We start from the raw sequence: 15,842 nt of genomic DNA, 5'->3' as shown, positions 1-15,842 counted from the left end.
AGAGAGAAAAGGTGTCTGGATATATAGGGTCAAATCCAACGCCCTAAACCATGCCCGGTAAATAATCCGCGCCAGCAACCCCCGCTTTTCCCCTTCACTACGAAAATCCAGCATCGTTTTTCGAAATACTTCCCGGTTAACCAACATCATGACGTGGTAGTGCTTATTGCCGTTCCAGTCGCCAAATTCTCTCACCCAGGCATAAAACAGCTTACAGGGGTAAATTCGCTTACCCGCCTTTTTCCGGCGTTTCATATAGGCTTTAAATTGCGCATTAACTGAAAGTACAAAGCGCGTTATCACCGCTGGATCATCGCCACAGTGGATTCCGGTAGTCGGCAGGTTCAACCCCACCATAAAGGCTAAAACCCGCGCATATTCCTTTGTGGCATACCCCAGCAGCTCTTCCAGACGCTTCAGGTGGTCAGGGTTCAACACCCCATCGTTCTCTGTGTTGTGGGTAATCGTGGTATTTGTCGTAGATCCTGTCATATGGGCTCCTCAGTAACGGGTTTATTGATCAAGCTTCAATAGCTATTCCCCTGTAGTGATTTTTCAATAGCTCACTCTCAGGGTTACCCGTTACTCAGGTTGCTCTGCTTATAGTGGTAGTTGGCATAGCTAACCATCCACTGTGTTACAGGCTGTACCTTTAGAAGGGGGATTACTGTTACTTACAGAGGGTTCAGATCTTCTTTAAACAGGTAAAAGTGTTGCATACCAATAATATTAACCCCGGCAGTGAAAGATCACTGTTGCCATCGACATAACCGCCTTTCGTCCCTTGCCATATCTGCGATCAGAAGACTATTGCAAGTGTAGCAAGCAAAGCAGCTCATAAGTTATCAGCCTCACCACCTTCCTCCTCTGCCATTTAGTGAGATGAAAGGGAAGAGCCATCCAGTGTGGTGTTGGGAAGTGGTTATTCTTTGCTGTTTATCATTGTGTTGAGCCCACCAGGATTTCCTTATGAAGTTCGCTCAACGAGTGAACAACAGAACCAGCCCCGTCTTGCGCGTGCTATAGCAAACGACAACATCAACTTTTCTGCTGAAAAGAGACTATGACATTAGGTTGATTTTATTTGAAAATAAAAAGTACTTTACTAAATTAAGGACTTTACTTATATTAATTACTTTATTTTAAAGTACTTTACTTTAGGGGATTAATACCGTATAGGTATTATACGAATTCTAATTATAAGGGTAAAAGAAGATGGCGTTTAAGCGTACTGTTTCTACCTACTTCACGAACGAAAAGTTGTTTGATCGCTTTAACGAACGAGCAAAATCTCAAAGTCGTACCCATTCAAGGAAAATCATGGAGTTGGTAGAGGAGGACTTACAAAATTCTGATCAACAGCAATCCGGCAGCCTGATACAGACAGGTGCCTCATTTGCCCCATTTGTAAGCCATAACCCACTGCCCTCACCTATTAGTTCAGGCTTTTCTTTTTGCCCGGACATTCGCGACAAAAATCTGATTAAAAAAAGCATCTTTGCTGAAATAGATTCAAAAATTAAAAACTCATTTTCTCAATTGCTACGTGAACGGGTGATCTCACATGATAATAAGCGATTCGTAATCGTAAAACTTGGCCTGGATATTAGTTATAGCCTTTCGAACAATGATGCGGGGGGGCTTAACATAGAGGGACATTATTCCTGCACAGGAATATATTTTGAGTTAACTGAAGAGTTATGGCTTAAATATGGTGGGTGCTATGATCTAACCAAAATCAGATACCGTAAGTATTTAGACTTTTTTAAGCGGGGAAAGAAAGAAAAACTACAGGCTTTAGTTTTAGAAAAAACACTTTCTTCCGATCATGCTGGAGGATTTTTCATCCCGGTTAATCGTTTTGGCTTAAATTACCCTAAGACTCTGGATGAGAAAAAATTCGAATTTATTGCTGTGAGTGATCCCCTCTTAGATGATAAAAAAACTGGTGTGTATCTTCACCTCGCGGGGGTGGATATATCCAGCAATGTGAGCAGAGTAAAATTTACTCAGATTGGGAAAACTGAGGCAGGTGTAAGTATGAATACAAGCACGCGTGTTAAGATGATCCCAAAGTAAGGTGTATTGGCTCAGTTCTTATTTTCCCTGAGGTCTGTTATTAATATGGAAAATTATTTATTTCTATATCACTTGGGTGAATATACTCATTACTGATATGGAATATAACTATGAAACCACTTCACTCAGGATTATTACCATCAGGGCCTTTTACCCGAGTTCAGGCAGAAACTGTCGCTGCGGCTTGTCTCAATGTCGCGATCGAGGATGACCAGGGCACACACTTTCGTCTGGTTATTCGCCGGAATGGCTTGATGGTATGGCGAGCCTGGAATTTCGAATCTGATGCAGGTTTGTGGCTGAATAAATTTATCGAAAGCGACGGCATACCAAAGTAACGTAAACCCCAGCAGTTAATCCAATACACCCATAACAGACAGGCTGCGTTCCTTCGGGAAGCGTGGCCTTTTTATTTCTGCCATCAGAAGGATAATGATTAATGCATACCGAAACAGTGAATATGACCGCCGCTGCCGCACATGACACGACCATCCTAACCGCTACGCCCGTTGCAGATGAACAGCGTCTGCGTTTCTGGCCGCAGCACTTCGGCACCATTCCACAGTGGATAACCCTTGAGCCCCGTATCTTCGCCTGGATGGACCGTCTGTGTGCCGATTATCACGGCGGTATATGGAATTTCTACACCCTCAGCAATGGTGGTGCCTTTATGGTGCCGGAAAGTGAGGAAGGCAGCAATGAGCCCTGGAGGCTGTTTAATCCCATGAATGGCAACGGTGCCGAAATGAGTGCCGAAGCAGCCGGGATTGCCGCCTGCCTGCTGGCCTACAGCCACCATGCCTGCCGCACTGAGTCAGACGCGATGACGGAGCACTACTACCGTCTGCGGGACTATGCGCTCAGCCATGCGGAATGCCGCGCCATTATGCACATCATCGACTGAGGAGCCTCACCATGAATACGGCAACCGTTTCACCGCTCAGCGCCGGAATGACACCTGCGGCACAGCGCACCATCCGACGGGCGCTGACCCTGCTGGAGCAGCAGCTGCGCGAGCCCGGTGTTGCCTTCACCTCCACCAGCGCAGTACGCGACTGGCTGCGTCTGCAGATGAGCCTGCTGAAGCGCGAGGAATTTACGCTGCTGTGGCTCGATAACCAGCACCGCCTGATTACCCGAGAAACCCTGTTTAAGGGCACCATCAACAGCACCGAAGTGCATGCCCGCGAAGTGGTGAAGTCCGGCCTCCGGCACAATGCCGCTGCCGCCATCCTGGCACATAACCATCCCTCAGGAAGCGCTGAGCCCAGCAGGACCGACAGGCTGATAACGCTGCGGCTGAAGGAGGCGCTGACGCTGGTTGATATCCGTCTGCTGGACCATCTGGTGGTGGGCGGGATGGACATCGTCTCGTTCGCTGAACGGGGCTGGCTGTCAGGAGGTGCCGGTGAAAATCATCAGTAAACGCCAGGCCATGGTGATATACCGCCAGCATCCTGCATCCCGGCTGTTTCGCTTCTGCAGAGGCAGGTATAGCTGGTCCGGCAGCGTCTGCCACTGGTACGGACGGGAGGTGCAGGATATTCCCGGTGTGCTGGCCGTCTTCGCTGAACGCTGGCAGGACCGCAATGGCCCGTATGTCGTTCTCCGTAGCGTCACCCTTAACTGATTACATCCACCGTGCCACTCCGGCACCATACATAACAGGAATTTCCCGTGAACACTCAATCCATATCCGGTACCTCACCGGAGAATAACTCCTGCCCGGAATGGGGGCTGCGCAGTGATATCACGCCGCGCTTTGGCGCCCGTCTGGTCCGGGAGGGCCACCGGCTGCATTTCCTGTCCGACCGGGCCGGGTTCACCGGCACCTTCAGCGATGACGATGCCCTGCGTCTGGAGCAGGCCTTTCCATTGCTGATGAAACAGCTGGAGCAGAAACTGCAGTCGGGTGAGCTGAATCCCCCGCCGTCAGGGGCAGGTCACGCTGCGCCTGAATGGTCTGATTTGTGACGCCGATACCCGGGGCAGTTGCGGTTATCTGTATATCACCCTGTACCCGGCAGCCGCTGTTGGCGGTTAAGCCCCTCACTTCCACCGGACTCTCTCCGGCTTTTATCCATTCACTGAAATAAAGAACATTCCCATGCACATGCAACCTGCAAACACCGGGCAGGCGGCCCTGCCGTGCCCGACACCGGTCACCGTCTGGCAGACCCTGCTGGAATATCTGCTGACCCGCCATTACGGGCTGGCGCTTGGCGACACCCCATTCAGCGATGACGCCGTTATCCGGGCGCATATCGACGGCGGTATCACACTGGCGGATGCCGTGAACTTTATGGTGGAAAAGTATGAGCTGGTCCGTACCGACCGCCATGGCTTCGACCAGCAGGCTCAGTCACCGTTTCTGACGGCGCTGGATACCCTGCGGGCCAGACAGGCCACCGGGCTGATGGCCTCACCGACAGCGGGTCTGCTCTCCCGGGAGGCCCGGTGAACATGACCGTCTGTGTGGAGGCCAGGGCCGCCAGCGTACTGCCTCTCAGTAACGGACAACTCGCCGTGGATATGGAGGGCGTGACGCTGGCTGACCTTGTGGATGCCATTAATCAGAGTGGTGGCACGTTACGGATTGCAGACAAACCAGGACATATCGTCACCGGGACTCCGCTACCACCCGGAGCCTCACTGCCGGGGATTTGCTGCAGCACGGCACATATCACGACTGACGACAATCGCCTGCTGTATATGAAGAAGATGGCGCTGCTGGCGCTTTTTTACTGTCTGTACGGGTGCCTGAAAGGGTTATCAGTACGGAACGACACGCCGCCGGGCTGGCAAAAGGCCCTGATGGGGTGATAACGGAAAAATATCGCGATCGCGACCTGCGGTCGCGACAAAAGAAGAACCCCATGCAGAAACATGGGGTTTGTCAGCAATCTGACGCCAGCCCTTATCCGGCTGGCGTTTTGCTTTTTATAAGGAAACCCGATGACCGACTTACAAACGAACATCAATGCCGAAATTCTGACCGGCCATACCGAACTTATCAGCTCCACCAGTATTGAGCGCACCGTCACCGGACGTAACGCCGCGCTGGCGCAAATTAACGACCTGATTCACCAGCTGGATGACATCTCTGCGCTGACCAGCACCATTGGTGGTGGTACGGCACAGGAATGGGGTATGCGCGAGGGACACCGCTATGACTGCTGGTTCACGGAGAAAGTGGAAACCGCAATGAAGGCCATCACCCGCAATATTGATCGCAGTATATGGCGAGACCTGATGCTGAAATCCGGGATGATTGCGCTGATGGATGCTGAAGCCCGCGACCAGTGGTACAAAAGCCTGGAGCAGGATGAAATCCCGGCTATCAGCGAAGAGAATATTCTCAGCACCTTTGAGCAACTGCACCAGAGTAAATCGGCGGTCTTTGAGCGGGGGATTATCAATGTGTTTAAGAGCCTGAGCTGGGACTACAAAAGTAACAGTCCCTGCCGGTTCGGAAAGAAAATTATCGTGACTGGTTTGGTCAGACACGACCAGTGGGGATTTCATATGAACTGGGGACACCGACGCGATCAGCTTGCCGATCTGGATCGGATGCTCAGTCTGCTCGACGGAAAGCCCGTCCCGGAGAGCCGCAGCGACCTCCCGTGCCGGTTCGCGAAGCACATCGATGACGCCCGGCGTTCGTCAGAGGTGTTTGAGGATGAGTATATGGAGATACGGTACTTTCAGAAGGGCACCGCTCACCTGACGTTTAAACGGCCAGATCTGATTGAGCGAATGAATGATATCATTGCCCTACATTATCCGGGTATGCTGGCCCAACGATAATGGGCTGTATTTTCTAACAAATTTATCTGTTGGTATAAATGTTGGTATAAATTTTATCGAATACAATTTTATCCATATAAAACATGAAGATAATGCGTGTGTTTGAATCCTGTAGGGATTAAAAATCAGTAAGTTAAGTAATCCTCAAGCCTGCCTGATTTTCTCCTTGTGTCGTATTTGTGTCATTGCCACCAAAAATAGCGTCAATTTTACGGGCGTGCTCGGTCAGGTGGTTTGGTGCGAGGTGAGCATATTTGAGCCCCATCTCTATTGACTCCCAGCCGCCCATTTCCTGGAGCACCGATAGCGGAACACCAGACTGAACCAGCCAGCTTGCCCAGGTATGGCGTAGGTCATGGAACCGGAAATTTTCAATACCTGCGTTTTCCAGGGCTGCGTACCACGCGTTATTGTCATCAACACGCATCTTTCTGATCGCTGGAGTTAATGATCCGTCAGGGCGACGCCATGCTTTAGTGTGAACAAGCGCCCATTTATTATGCTTTCCTGTCTGGTCACGCAAAACCTTGCAGGCTGTGTCATTCCGCGCTATGCCTATAGCACGGTTAGACTTTGGACTGCCCCCAACCGTAGACAAATTCTGTCCTCACGACGAGGCCTGTTCAAAGGCCTCCGGACTGACGCCGCCGAGGTGGCTGTGGCGCCGGGTCCGATTGTAGGACACTTCAATGTAACCGAAGATATCCGCCCGGGCCAGATCCCGGGTTTTATCGATGTGTTTTCTGATCCGTTCTTTTTGCAGCGAACTGAAGAACGATTCGGCTACCGCGTTATCCCAGCAGTTGCCACGCCGGTTCATACCCGGGGCAAGGTTATTGGCCCGGCAGAATCGCTGCCAGTCGTCACTGCCGTACTGGCTGCCCTGGTATGAGTGCACAATGACTTGGTCTGTGGGTTTATGTCGCCAGACGGCCATCATCAGGGCATCCAGCGCCAGTTCACGTAATAACGGACTATATCGTTGTATATTACAGCATACTCAGACCGCACGAATATAACGGTGGGTTGCCACCAAACGAATCAGAAAATAGATACTGGAAAAATTCTAACGCGGTGGCCAGTTTTTGTTGACCACTACATTGATAGTTCCAGTTTGATGCCTGTTTTTTTGAGGCTCTTTTGAATCAGGGCCTATTGTTAACCTTGTCTAAGGTTGCTAATTTACTTTCTTTCCTGGTGCCTAACTAGTTCATAACAGATTTTAGCGCCTCCAAAAGCAAGGATTTATCCCATTTGACCTCGATATATTTCTCTGGGTTCTCCCAGTCGGAGTTTTTTATTCGTTGAACAACGAACCTTCCATTCGCATCAAAAGATGGATACCAGCCAATATCAATAGTTGTTTCATTATCTAACTTAAATTGTAGTAGGTCTTCATCAAGATTAAATTCCTGACTCTGAGGTGTGGATAAAAAATCCAATTCATTCAGTGTATTATGTATTTTTTGCTCCTCGATTAGGAACGTAAAACCTAAGATCTTATAATTTTTTTTCATTTTAGTAATTTCCTCGCATCTGTTTCAGAGATTGGATGGGAGTGTATAGTTCCCTGGGATTCTTTAGTTACAACCCATCTCGTTTCTTTCCCTCCGTGAGCACCAACAATTTCGTCAAATTCCTTAAGCTTCCAGTTTTGTTTTTTTGTTGAATTAATACCATCCTTCCAAACATCGTGATCGATAGCTGAAATATCTGTTTGTGGCCTGAATTTGGCTGGGCCTGACTTAGTACTTTCTATTATTTCTTTCCAGGATTTGTGCTTAGGCGCGTGGTGTTTATGACCATGAACAAATGAAGTCTTGTTTTCATTCAGGTACACATAAATCGGTGGAATATTCGGCAGCGGCAGAATCAGGATGTAGTCTGCAAATGTCTTTTCTTCCGGTGTCGGGCTGGTGATCGCGTCAATTTGGGTATTGTCCGGCAAGGGGTTAACAATGATTGTTGACGGGATATGTAGCGGTGTCTGATTCCCGGTATTGGACGGAACGTTTACGCCGGAACTGTCTGGAGTCCAGATAAGGGTAACAGGTTCGTCTTCTTCCGTGGTGAAGGTGTAAGCCTGGCGGGAGCCGTCCCATTCCATTTTGCGCACCCGCACCATGTCATTACCCGGCGGTGTGTGCCAGCCGTAAGGCGTCAGGTCACCATACTCATCTGTTTCCCAGGTGTAACGAACGCGAGTGGGTGCTTCTTTCATCTGTTCCGCACGTATGCGGTCAATAAAATCCTGTTCCCCGTCGTTAAGCCTGCCGGGCATCATGCCCACGACTAAGGCCGCTAATGGTGCGCCAGCACCGCCCGCAGCCACACCTGCAGCCCGTGCCGCCCATGTACCGCCAACGCCTGTCAGCCTCCCGGCGACAGGCCGGAGAATACTGGCCCCCTGAGTAGCGGTCTGTACCCGTGCAGCACTTGCCGCTGCGGCTGAAGCTATCTGATAATCCCGTTCCTTTTCACTGCCAAACAGCCATTTGTAGAGTATGCTGCGTTCCTTTGGTTTAGGGATTTCTCGGCTGGCTGTTTTTTCTTTGTGCTCTGCGCATGCTGCGGGGTTTCGGCATCGGTTGCGGGGTCGTCAGCAGGTATGGCCTGGAAAAAGGCCATTGCGGCAAAGTTGGTGTGCGGCTCCGGCGCGTCGCCTGCGTCGGTACAGCCTTTGTCCCGCAGGCAGGATTTTGCGAAAACCCGGTTGCGCTCTCGTTCCTCTTCCTCCCGCTTTTTAGCAGCCAGGCTTGCCGCCAGAGCTACGGCTCTGTGTGCTGCCTGGGCTTCCTGCGCCAGTTCGGAGGGAGATTTTCCCTGGCCGAGCCACTGGCCCAGGGGGGCTATCACACGATTACTGCCAGGAGGGCAGGCACACAGAACATGGGCACCATCCACAGCGGTTGGAAACCCCATCCATGTTCTGCGCGAATCTCCTTCAGTAATGACGCCAGATTGCCCGCATTTCGGACAACGCGTTGTTTTGTCTCCCTGTCTGACAACCCCTCTATCATGTTCTGTGCAATTGGGTAGAGAGCCAATACATTTAGCGCCTGTAGTTGTTAGATCACCGGTCAAAGCCTGGCCGCGTCCATGAACGTTAGAACGGTAGCCCATATTACGCCCCTACCACAGGTTGTACATGTAACAGGCCAGCGGATTTGTCTTTAAGAATAAACAGAGGTTGATTTGGTCAAACCAGAACAGCAGTAAGCATTTTGTCGGTGTGTTGCGTATCCATACGTTAAGCTTCTTTGTCCATTGATGCTCTGGTGAAATGTTAACCGGAACTGTGCCTGGCCTGGAAGAGCTATTCCTCTGTATACATCCGTCAAAAAAGTACAACCTTCAGATTGTTGACAAAGAAGGAAAAAACGGGGTTTTTCCTTCTTTGTAGTAAGCAGGAGAAAATCAATGCATTGATTTTCATTGTCTTTTCTTGTAATTCATCCACCCTGTCTGTGACAGGATGGGGTTTGTCAGCAGTCTCAACCTTGTTGTTAGACGCGATTCCGCTACGTCACATTGCGCACAAAAAGTACTAAAACCATTGTCACAAATATAAAGGGGGGTAATCTTTGGGGATATGCCGAGTTTTTTAAACTAAAAATAGTAATATAAAACAATAGGTTGATTGTTATTGTTCAATCCTGTAGACGCAAAAAGATGTCGCAGCAGGACAGTGACGTGCGACCGGCGCTGGCGCTTGAGGAGATGGCGCAAAAAGGCGTGCTTTAAGGGAGGAGATGAAAGTGCGGCGGCGGAGTAACCGTAAAGGCCGGGGCTCATCGGTGCGGCGCCAGAAGCGTTGTCATCTTCTATACTCACTGTTTGTTTGTGTTAAACGAGAGTGAATCATGACCATCAATAAAAGTGGGCAGGCACACTGGGAAGGCGATATTAAACAAGGAAAAGGCACCGTTTCCACCGAAAGCGGCGCGTTAAAGCAACAGCCTTACGGCTTTAACACCCGTTTTGAAGGGGCGGCGGGCACCAATCCTGAAGAACTCATCGGCGCGGCCCATGCGGCCTGTTTTTCGATGGCGCTTTCGCTGATGCTGGGTGAGGCTGGTTATACGCCGCAGTCAATTGATACTAAAGCTGTGGTGTCGCTGGATAAGGCGGATGGCGGATTTACGATAACGAAAGTGGCGCTGCACAGTAAAGTAGCGGTACCAGGCGTTGATAAGGCGGCGTTTGATAATATTATCCAGAAAGCTAAAGCGGGCTGTCCGATATCAAAACTGCTGAATGCCGAAATTACGCTTGATTACGAACTGATTGCCTGATGGCGATACGCTGGTTTAGGCTGCGGCGCTGGATTTTCCAGCACCTCAGATTGTTGACAAAGAAGGAAAAACGGAGTTTTTCCTTCTTTGTGGTAAGCAGGAGAAAACCAATGCTTTGATTTTCCTTATTTTTTCATTGTATTTCATCCAACTTTTCCGCGACAGGATAGGGCTTGTCAGCAGGCTGCGGCGCTGGATTTTCCAGCACCTTTGCCGTAGCCGCGTGCGCTTAATGTCAGCACAACCTCGTCTTTGCCGTGCTGGCTACATGCGTAGCGTTGTACTGTAACGCTTTTGGACGCGCAGCGGTCTGGCAGAGGAGCATTAAAGCTAAGGTGAGCGGGTATCTTGCCGCCGACTGAAGCGTTATAAATATATTTTCTACGGGTTTTATTCCATTGCGGCTTTTTATCGAGGCGAATGTCACATTATCTGCGCCAGTGTGGATATGTAATGTGTTTACCTCAGGAGGAAATAAATATCTGCGTCGGGAAAAGGCGGGTGAGCGTACCGGGGAGAATAAAATTATTCCCCCGGAATTATTTTTCCTGCCGTTTTTGAATAACTACTCATATTATATAAATATCTATTTTTTATTGCCGTTAGCGCGCCTGTGGTTCGTCGCGCCCCTCAACGATATAATAGATGGTTTGTTGGTAAATATCTGAAAGAATAGCGTTATCGCTGGCTTCCACCCATTTAATTAGCTCCATTAGCACGTCACCCTGCGTGACGCTGCCATTTTTTGCACGCAGGCCCTGTTTAATGGCTTCAATAAGTACGGGGTGAACCGAATGTGTATTCGATTCTGCCGGGAAATATGTGTGCATATGCGCCTCCTTTTCCGTGTCACTACCGCTGAAAAGTGAATTAAATATCCGGATTTTGCGTATGACTATAGAGATATATCTGAGTTATGTAAATTTCCGATCATCCTAATCAGGCCCACTCAGAGGCAGAATAAAAGCGATACGGCTTTTTTAATTAAATGTCCAGTGGCGGAGAGACACGGTACGGGCGTTTTGAGAGCTTTTTTTATCATGAGGAAAAAACAGGCTACAGGCGTACCGTTTACTGCGTTTGGCAAACAGCGCCGCTGTGTCCGCCAGCCTGGTAAATGCGGGAAGGGGACCGCAGACCATATGTGAAACCTTAAGAGAAGGACAAACTGGACAACGCGGCGTTAAGGCAGACGTAAATACACGGCGTCGCTTTGCGATGCCGTGAGGCTGCTGACAAGTCCCATCCTGTCGCATCCAGGATGGATGAAGCAAAAAAATAATGAAAATCAATGTATTGATTTTAACCTGCTTGCCACAAAGAAGGGAAAACTCCGTTTTTCCTTCTTTGTCAACAACCTGACGGCGTCGCTTTGCGACACCGTCTTATACAGCGCAAAGGCCGGTTACAGCGTGCCGGTTCCGCCGTCAGAACACCAGACCTGGCCTGATGCATAGGAGCATTCATCGCTTGCCAGCAGGACATACAGGGGGGCAATTTCAACCGGTTGGCCGGGGCGCCCAAGCGGTGCTGATTTACCAAAAGATTTTACTTTTTCCTGCGGTTGCCCGCCGCTTGGCTGTAGCGGCGTCCAGTAGGGGCCTGGCGCCACGGCGTTAACGCGAATATTTCGTTTACCCAACTGTTTTGCCAGCGCTTTGGTGAAAGCGACGTTACACGCTTTTGTCTGAGCATAATCGAGCAAAATATCGCTCGGTTCATAAGCCTGCACAGAGGCGGTATTAATAATAACCGCGCCGGACTGAAGATACTTTAACGCCGCTTTGGTAACCCAGAATGGCGCGTAAACGTTGGTTTTGAACGTCGCGTCAAAATCTTCTGTGCTCAATTGCTCAATAGACTCGCAGTGCTGCTGGCGACCGGCGTTATTAACCACGATATCCAGCCCGCCAAGCTGGCTTTGGGCGTTATCAACAAGCTGTTGACAAAATGTCTCGTCGCGCAGATCGCCCGGCAGGGCTACGGCTTTGCGGCCCTCGGCTTCAATTAATGCCACAACTTCCTTTGCGTCTTCCTCCTCCTGCGGCAGGTAGTTGATTGCTACATCGGCCCCTTCGCGAGCGAATGCAATGGCGACCGCACGCCCTATGCCCGAATCACCGCCAGTGATAAGCGCTCTTTTTCCGCTTAGTCTCCCGTGGCCCTGATAGCGCGTTTCGCCGTGATCCGGCGTAGGCTCCATTCTGGAGGCAAGGCCAGGCGCTTTTTGCGGCTGCTCTGCAAAAGGTGGTGCCGGAAAATGAGAAGACTGCTTATCATCTGATTTCATAGGTTTGTCCCGTTTGCAAGTGGTTAGAAGTAAATAAGCGAACAGTAAAGATAGTTGTGGATGGGCATATTTGCGAGTTTTGGCCGGGAGACGGGGAAACAATAAGAAAGATCTCCGTTGTGTTTAATTCCCGATACGTCGTTGCGTTTTTTTCTGTCGTCTTTCTTATAAGTTAAATGTGAAAATCTCGCTGTTGTTATCACGCGTGAAGCATAAAGCTGTGACTGCGATGCGCGAGAAAAATAAATTTCCGATAACAGATGTATTGAGGGCGCTACGCGTATTTATGAAAAAAAGCAGAGAAACAGAGCGCGAAAAATTGTTAACGCTTACTTAATTCCGCGAGAAAAAACGCTGTATAAAGGTAAAAGAATAAATTCCCGGATGGCAGTTTGCCCACGATTAGTCGTATAAGCGTCGCCAGGTGAGGAAGGATTTTACTTGCCCGGAGACAGGTTTCGGAGCGTTCTTAATTTAACGGCGCTGTTATTCACATTTTCCCTGGTGTTACACCAGCGTCGAATAAACGCTGAACGGAAATACGTAACAGGTTGTTTTTTGTGGGCGATCGCGAAAGCCTGCTGATATGCAGGCCTTTATCGGGGAAACGTTACCGGGTAATCCGCGCTTTGCCGCTATCGTTATTTACCGCGTTATAAAAAGTTGCCTGCGTTGACGGGGCATCGAAAAGGCGGCTACAGGAGGGGGAAGGTAAAACGCGCGGATAATATCACAGGCGGACAGGCAACGGGCGGGCATGTCAGCAGCAAAGCCAAAATGGCGCGCTAGCGCGTGTCGGAAAAGTAATGACTAATTCTCTACCCCTGCGCGTCAGCGCCAGACGCGGACAGGGTTGTCGCTCTTCTCCGCTTTTGCGATATATTTAGCCATATTTCGCTTCTTTACAATGTAAACAGACTTTTTCTGATTTGTTTTTTCAGGAGGAGAGAACAATTAACTCATTTATTTAACATATGCGGGAATCATTATTTTTATAAATGGATCCATCGTATGTATTCTTTTTTGAAGTTTGGACAGTAAAAAAACTGTAAAACAAAAGTATATCCGTACTATTTATGTTATATTCACCTCGTTGCTTAATCGCTTACAACTGCAACTCATTGTTTTTAGAGGCTTTTAGTGTTTTGATATTCCGCAGGATGCCCCCTCATTAATATTTAATCACGTTCTCTCCACAGTTCTTCACAATTTTTCGTGAATTATTTAGCGGGAGGCAGGTCTCAGTTTTTATGCGTAGCGCTGTGGGTTTATTTTCCCTTCATGCGGTACTTCCATTCACCGTATGAAGGCTTTATGTATGAAAAAAACGCCCTTGTTTTCAGCGGCTCTGCTGCATCCCCGGTACTGGTTGGTGTGGTTTGGCTTAAGCGCGCTCTGGTTGCTGGTGCAACTGCCTTACCCTTTGTTAGCTCGCCTGGGGGCGTCGCTGGGGCGCGGCGCGCGGCCTTTCCTTAAGCGCCGTGAGCGTATCGCCCGACGTAATATCGCGCTTTGCTTCCCCGGCCTGAGTGAGGCGGAAATTGATAAGCTTGTCGTGAACAATTTTGTCTCCCTTGGTATGGCGCTGCTGGAAACCGGCATGGCGTGGTTCTGGCCTGATAAAAGAGTGCGTCGCTGGTTCGATGTGCAGGGATTGCACCACCTTACTACCGCGCAGCACGACAGGCGCGGCGTTATGGTGGTGGGCGTACATTTTATGTCGCTGGAGCTGGGCGGCCGTGTTATGGGGCTGTGTCAGCCAATGATGGCGACTTATCGTCCGCATAATAACCCGCTGCTGGAATGGGTGCAGACCCGCGGGCGTATGCGCTCTAATAAAGCGATGATCGATCGCCGCAATTTGCGTGAAATGGTGCGCGTGCTTAAGCATGGCGAAGCGGTGTGGTTTGCGCCGGATCAGGATTACGGCCCGTGCGGCAGCACCTTTGCACCGTTTTTTGCGGTAAAAGATGCGGCTACCACGAACGGCACTTTCGTGCTGTCGCGCCTGTCGCAGGCGGCTATGCTCACCATCACCATGATTCGCAAGACCGATGGCAGCGGCTATAAGCTGATAATAGGCCCGGAGATGACCGATTACCCGCGTAGCGATGAGCAAGCGGCGGCGGCCTGGATGAATCAGGTTATTGAACGTGAAATTCTGCGAGCGCCGGAACAATATCTGTGGGTACACCGTCGGTTTAAAACCCGGCCCACGGGCCAGGGCTCACTTTACGTGTAACGGACGCTTTTTGTTGCGTAAAAGTCTGGTTCCGTACAGCGGTTTTTTTTATTTACCGCTAGTTATGCCGCCATTTTTGTTAATTATTTGAGTCGACATATTTGCCAGATTTTAAGCAAGTTTGCATGATGCCTGGCTAACAATTTTGATTTAAACGGTTTGCAGGCTTTCCGCGCACGGCATGAGCCGGCAGCCTTCCTGGGGGCAGAGGCGGTACTGTTTTCTCAGTCGGCATTGCGCTGGCGCATGGATAAACGTGATAACGCGCCGGGGATAAAGCCGTTGCGCCGATATGCGAATCCGTAAGCGCCATATGTGAACAGGGAACGATGCGCCTTTGTTTAATAAGCGCATCCAACGCGTGGTCTACCATAATGACCGCATCAACCTGCTCGCCGCGCGGCGGCGGTAACAATTGCTATCTGCTGGTGGCGTGCCAGCCTGTATACAATCCCTTACGGCCAGCCTGGCGGTTTTCGCCAGGCCGGGCGATACGCCGTCCGGTTTGACGCCCACAGGCCAGCGCCGGTGACCATGATAGAGAGCATAATGGTAAGCCCCTTGCGATGTTCTACTTCGTCAATATAACCGTCGGGCGGGCGCATCAGAAATCCAGCGCCGAAGTCGGCAAAGGCCAACGTCAGCGAGGCGAGAGGCTGCTGACGGGAAACAAAGCGTCAGGAATAGACGTGGCGTAAACGCCAAACAGGAAGACGTCGGACTGCTCCGGAAAATTACCAGCCGTTATGCCTGAAATGACGCCCGCTTTTTCATGACTGACGCTGTCGCGGGTTGGGGCATATTATTCTCCGGTTGTTATCAATGCCATGAGAAGGCATACATTTTTATATCAAACAGACTGGCTTCAAACGCTCTGTATTATAATTGTTTTTTATGCGTAGCGCGCATTAATGCGCGCGTGGCCGACAGCGGTCAGAAAATCGCGCCGCATTGATTGTTTCTGCACCGATTGTTGCCGTGTTGTACCCTGATTAAGAGATGTCATACGTATCAACCCCCCGGTTCTCCCCGTATGTTTATCGTTTTTCTGACCGCGCTTTTCCTGTGACTCTATTCAGGCATTACGCAGCTTCGCACTGCATTTGGCGGTGATGCTTAACATTATTGC

Annotated in this window: 17 protein-coding genes and 5 pseudogenes; 12 read left to right on the top strand and 10 right to left on the bottom strand. The window is 49.9% G+C overall.

Features of this window, described 5'->3' with window-relative positions; translation table 11 throughout:
• A partial coding sequence (locus JJB97_RS05195; RefSeq protein ID WP_238712969.1) for a YagK/YfjJ domain-containing protein occupies positions 1–492 on the bottom strand: 492 nt, incomplete at its 3' end.
• A gap of 828 nt (positions 493–1,320) precedes the next feature.
• Here JJB97_RS05195 and JJB97_RS05190 point away from each other — a divergent pair.
• The 9 genes and pseudogenes from JJB97_RS05190 to JJB97_RS05150 all read left to right on the top strand — a co-directional run bounded on the left by JJB97_RS05190 (position 1,321) and on the right by JJB97_RS05150 (position 5,886).
• Positions 1,321–2,079, top strand: coding sequence for a hypothetical protein (locus JJB97_RS05190; RefSeq protein WP_238712968.1), 759 nt, complete (start codon positions 1,321–1,323; stop codon positions 2,077–2,079).
• 110 nt (positions 2,080–2,189) lie between these two features.
• Positions 2,190–2,417 carry a DUF905 family protein gene (locus JJB97_RS05185; protein WP_238712967.1) on the top strand — a complete coding sequence of 76 codons (228 nt, stop codon included), beginning with the start codon at positions 2,190–2,192 and terminating at the stop codon, positions 2,415–2,417.
• Positions 2,418–2,518: 101 nt separating this feature from the next.
• The gene (locus JJB97_RS05180) at positions 2,519–2,983 is read left to right on the top strand and encodes an antirestriction protein (protein ID WP_238712966.1); all 465 of its coding nucleotides are present in this window, start codon (positions 2,519–2,521) and stop codon (positions 2,981–2,983) included.
• Positions 2,984–2,994: 11 nt separating this feature from the next.
• Entirely contained in the window at positions 2,995–3,504 is a 510-nt protein-coding gene (radC, locus tag JJB97_RS05175; protein ID WP_238712965.1) for a RadC family protein, read from the top strand.
• Positions 3,488–3,709: a DUF987 domain-containing protein gene (locus tag JJB97_RS05170; RefSeq protein WP_238712963.1), complete on the top strand. Its 222-nt coding sequence runs from the start codon at positions 3,488–3,490 to the stop codon at positions 3,707–3,709. The genes radC and JJB97_RS05170 overlap by 17 nt, the downstream gene beginning before the upstream one ends.
• Positions 3,710–3,756: 47 nt before the next feature.
• Positions 3,757–4,123: pseudogene (locus tag JJB97_RS05165) on the top strand (type IV toxin-antitoxin system YeeU family antitoxin).
• Between the two features lie 63 nt (positions 4,124–4,186).
• Positions 4,187–4,540 (top strand): TA system toxin CbtA family protein, encoded by a 354-nt coding sequence (locus tag JJB97_RS05160; protein ID WP_238712961.1) that lies wholly within the window; start codon positions 4,187–4,189, stop codon positions 4,538–4,540.
• 2 nt (positions 4,541–4,542) lie between these two features.
• Positions 4,543–4,902, top strand: a complete 360-nt coding sequence (locus JJB97_RS05155) for a DUF5983 family protein (RefSeq protein ID WP_238712974.1) — start codon at positions 4,543–4,545, stop codon at positions 4,900–4,902.
• A 132-nt stretch (positions 4,903–5,034) separates the two neighbouring features.
• Entirely contained in the window at positions 5,035–5,886 is an 852-nt protein-coding gene (locus JJB97_RS05150) for a DUF4942 domain-containing protein (protein ID WP_238712959.1), read from the top strand.
• 133 nt (positions 5,887–6,019) lie between these two features.
• Here the strand turns inward: JJB97_RS05150 and JJB97_RS05145 are convergent.
• Positions 6,020–6,460 (bottom strand): annotated as a pseudogene (locus tag JJB97_RS05145) (site-specific integrase); the annotation flags it as partial.
• Between the two features lie 33 nt (positions 6,461–6,493).
• Positions 6,494–6,856, bottom strand: a pseudogene (locus JJB97_RS05140) (IS3 family transposase); the annotation flags it as partial.
• On the opposite strand from JJB97_RS05140, the pseudogene JJB97_RS05135 reads away from it, so the two are divergent.
• Positions 6,853–6,978: pseudogene (locus JJB97_RS05135) on the top strand (IS3 family transposase); the annotation flags it as partial. The pseudogenes JJB97_RS05140 and JJB97_RS05135 sit on opposite strands and share 4 nt — an antisense overlap.
• Before the next feature lie 113 nt (positions 6,979–7,091).
• Here the strand turns inward: JJB97_RS05135 and JJB97_RS05130 are convergent.
• The 4 genes and pseudogenes from JJB97_RS05130 to JJB97_RS18720 form a co-directional block, all read right to left on the bottom strand.
• Positions 7,092–7,403 carry a hypothetical protein gene (locus JJB97_RS05130; protein ID WP_238712957.1) on the bottom strand — a complete coding sequence of 104 codons (312 nt, stop codon included), beginning with the start codon at positions 7,401–7,403 and terminating at the stop codon, positions 7,092–7,094.
• Positions 7,400–8,218 (bottom strand): S-type pyocin domain-containing protein, encoded by an 819-nt coding sequence (locus tag JJB97_RS18730; protein ID WP_399198101.1) that lies wholly within the window; start codon positions 8,216–8,218, stop codon positions 7,400–7,402. Before JJB97_RS18730 ends, JJB97_RS05130 begins: the two co-directional genes overlap by 4 nt.
• Positions 8,219–8,340: 122 nt before the next feature.
• Positions 8,341–8,742, bottom strand: coding sequence for a hypothetical protein (locus JJB97_RS18725; protein ID WP_399198111.1), 402 nt, complete (start codon positions 8,740–8,742; stop codon positions 8,341–8,343).
• Between the two features lie 75 nt (positions 8,743–8,817).
• Positions 8,818–9,009, bottom strand: a pseudogene (locus JJB97_RS18720) (S-type pyocin domain-containing protein); the annotation flags it as partial.
• Positions 9,010–9,749: 740 nt separating this feature from the next.
• Here JJB97_RS18720 and JJB97_RS05120 point away from each other — a divergent pair.
• On the top strand, positions 9,750–10,181 hold the full coding sequence (locus tag JJB97_RS05120) for an OsmC family protein (protein ID WP_238712955.1): 432 nt from the start codon (positions 9,750–9,752) through the stop codon (positions 10,179–10,181).
• A gap of 602 nt (positions 10,182–10,783) precedes the next feature.
• Here the strand turns inward: JJB97_RS05120 and JJB97_RS05115 are convergent.
• Together JJB97_RS05115 and JJB97_RS05110 are read right to left on the bottom strand one after the other, a co-directional pair.
• The gene (locus JJB97_RS05115; RefSeq protein ID WP_238712953.1) at positions 10,784–11,011 is read right to left on the bottom strand and encodes a biofilm-dependent modulation protein; all 228 of its coding nucleotides are present in this window, start codon (positions 11,009–11,011) and stop codon (positions 10,784–10,786) included.
• 575 nt (positions 11,012–11,586) lie between these two features.
• A complete protein-coding gene (locus tag JJB97_RS05110) occupies positions 11,587–12,471 on the bottom strand; it encodes an SDR family oxidoreductase (protein ID WP_238712951.1) in 885 nt (294 codons plus the stop codon).
• A gap of 1,318 nt (positions 12,472–13,789) precedes the next feature.
• Between JJB97_RS05110 and lpxP the strand changes: the two genes are divergently transcribed.
• Positions 13,790–14,713, top strand: coding sequence for a kdo(2)-lipid IV(A) palmitoleoyltransferase (lpxP, locus tag JJB97_RS05105; RefSeq protein ID WP_238712949.1), 924 nt, complete (start codon positions 13,790–13,792; stop codon positions 14,711–14,713).
• Between the two features lie 455 nt (positions 14,714–15,168).
• Here lpxP and JJB97_RS05100 read toward each other — a convergent pair whose 3' ends face one another.
• Positions 15,169–15,318 carry a hypothetical protein gene (locus tag JJB97_RS05100; RefSeq protein WP_238712947.1) on the bottom strand — a complete coding sequence of 50 codons (150 nt, stop codon included), beginning with the start codon at positions 15,316–15,318 and terminating at the stop codon, positions 15,169–15,171.
• Between the last annotated feature and the right edge of the window lie 524 nt (positions 15,319–15,842).

The organism is Tenebrionibacter intestinalis (assembly GCF_016632365.1).
In the GTDB taxonomy this organism is placed as follows: Bacteria; Pseudomonadota; Gammaproteobacteria; order Enterobacterales; family Enterobacteriaceae; genus Tenebrionibacter; species Tenebrionibacter intestinalis.
The sequence above is the reverse complement of the archived record's forward strand: the minus strand, read 5'-3'. Positions and strand labels throughout refer to the sequence as shown.

Bases quoted from the DNA above. Each gene is read 5' to 3' on its own strand.
- JJB97_RS05155 (WP_238712974.1), top strand. From the start codon at position 4,543: ATGACCGTCTGTGTGGAGGCCAGGGCCGCCAGCGTACTGCCTCTCAGT.
- JJB97_RS05190 (WP_238712968.1), top strand. From the start codon at position 1,321: ATGGAGTTGGTAGAGGAGGACTTACAAAATTCTGATCAACAGCAATCC.
- JJB97_RS05110 (WP_238712951.1), bottom strand. From the start codon at position 12,471: ATGAAATCAGATGATAAGCAGTCTTCTCATTTTCCGGCACCACCTTTT.
- JJB97_RS05160 (WP_238712961.1), top strand. From the start codon at position 4,187: ATGCACATGCAACCTGCAAACACCGGGCAGGCGGCCCTGCCGTGCCCG.
- JJB97_RS05150 (WP_238712959.1), top strand. From the start codon at position 5,035: ATGACCGACTTACAAACGAACATCAATGCCGAAATTCTGACCGGCCAT.
- JJB97_RS05130 (WP_238712957.1), bottom strand. From the start codon at position 7,403: ATGAAAAAAAATTATAAGATCTTAGGTTTTACGTTCCTAATCGAGGAG.
- JJB97_RS05120 (WP_238712955.1), top strand. From the start codon at position 9,750: ATGACCATCAATAAAAGTGGGCAGGCACACTGGGAAGGCGATATTAAA.
- lpxP (WP_238712949.1), top strand. From the start codon at position 13,790: ATGAAAAAAACGCCCTTGTTTTCAGCGGCTCTGCTGCATCCCCGGTAC.
- JJB97_RS05185 (WP_238712967.1), top strand. From the start codon at position 2,190: ATGAAACCACTTCACTCAGGATTATTACCATCAGGGCCTTTTACCCGA.
- radC (WP_238712965.1), top strand. From the start codon at position 2,995: ATGAATACGGCAACCGTTTCACCGCTCAGCGCCGGAATGACACCTGCG.
- JJB97_RS05180 (WP_238712966.1), top strand. From the start codon at position 2,519: ATGCATACCGAAACAGTGAATATGACCGCCGCTGCCGCACATGACACG.
- JJB97_RS05115 (WP_238712953.1), bottom strand. From the start codon at position 11,011: ATGCACACATATTTCCCGGCAGAATCGAATACACATTCGGTTCACCCC.
- JJB97_RS05100 (WP_238712947.1), bottom strand. From the start codon at position 15,318: ATGCGCCCGCCCGACGGTTATATTGACGAAGTAGAACATCGCAAGGGG.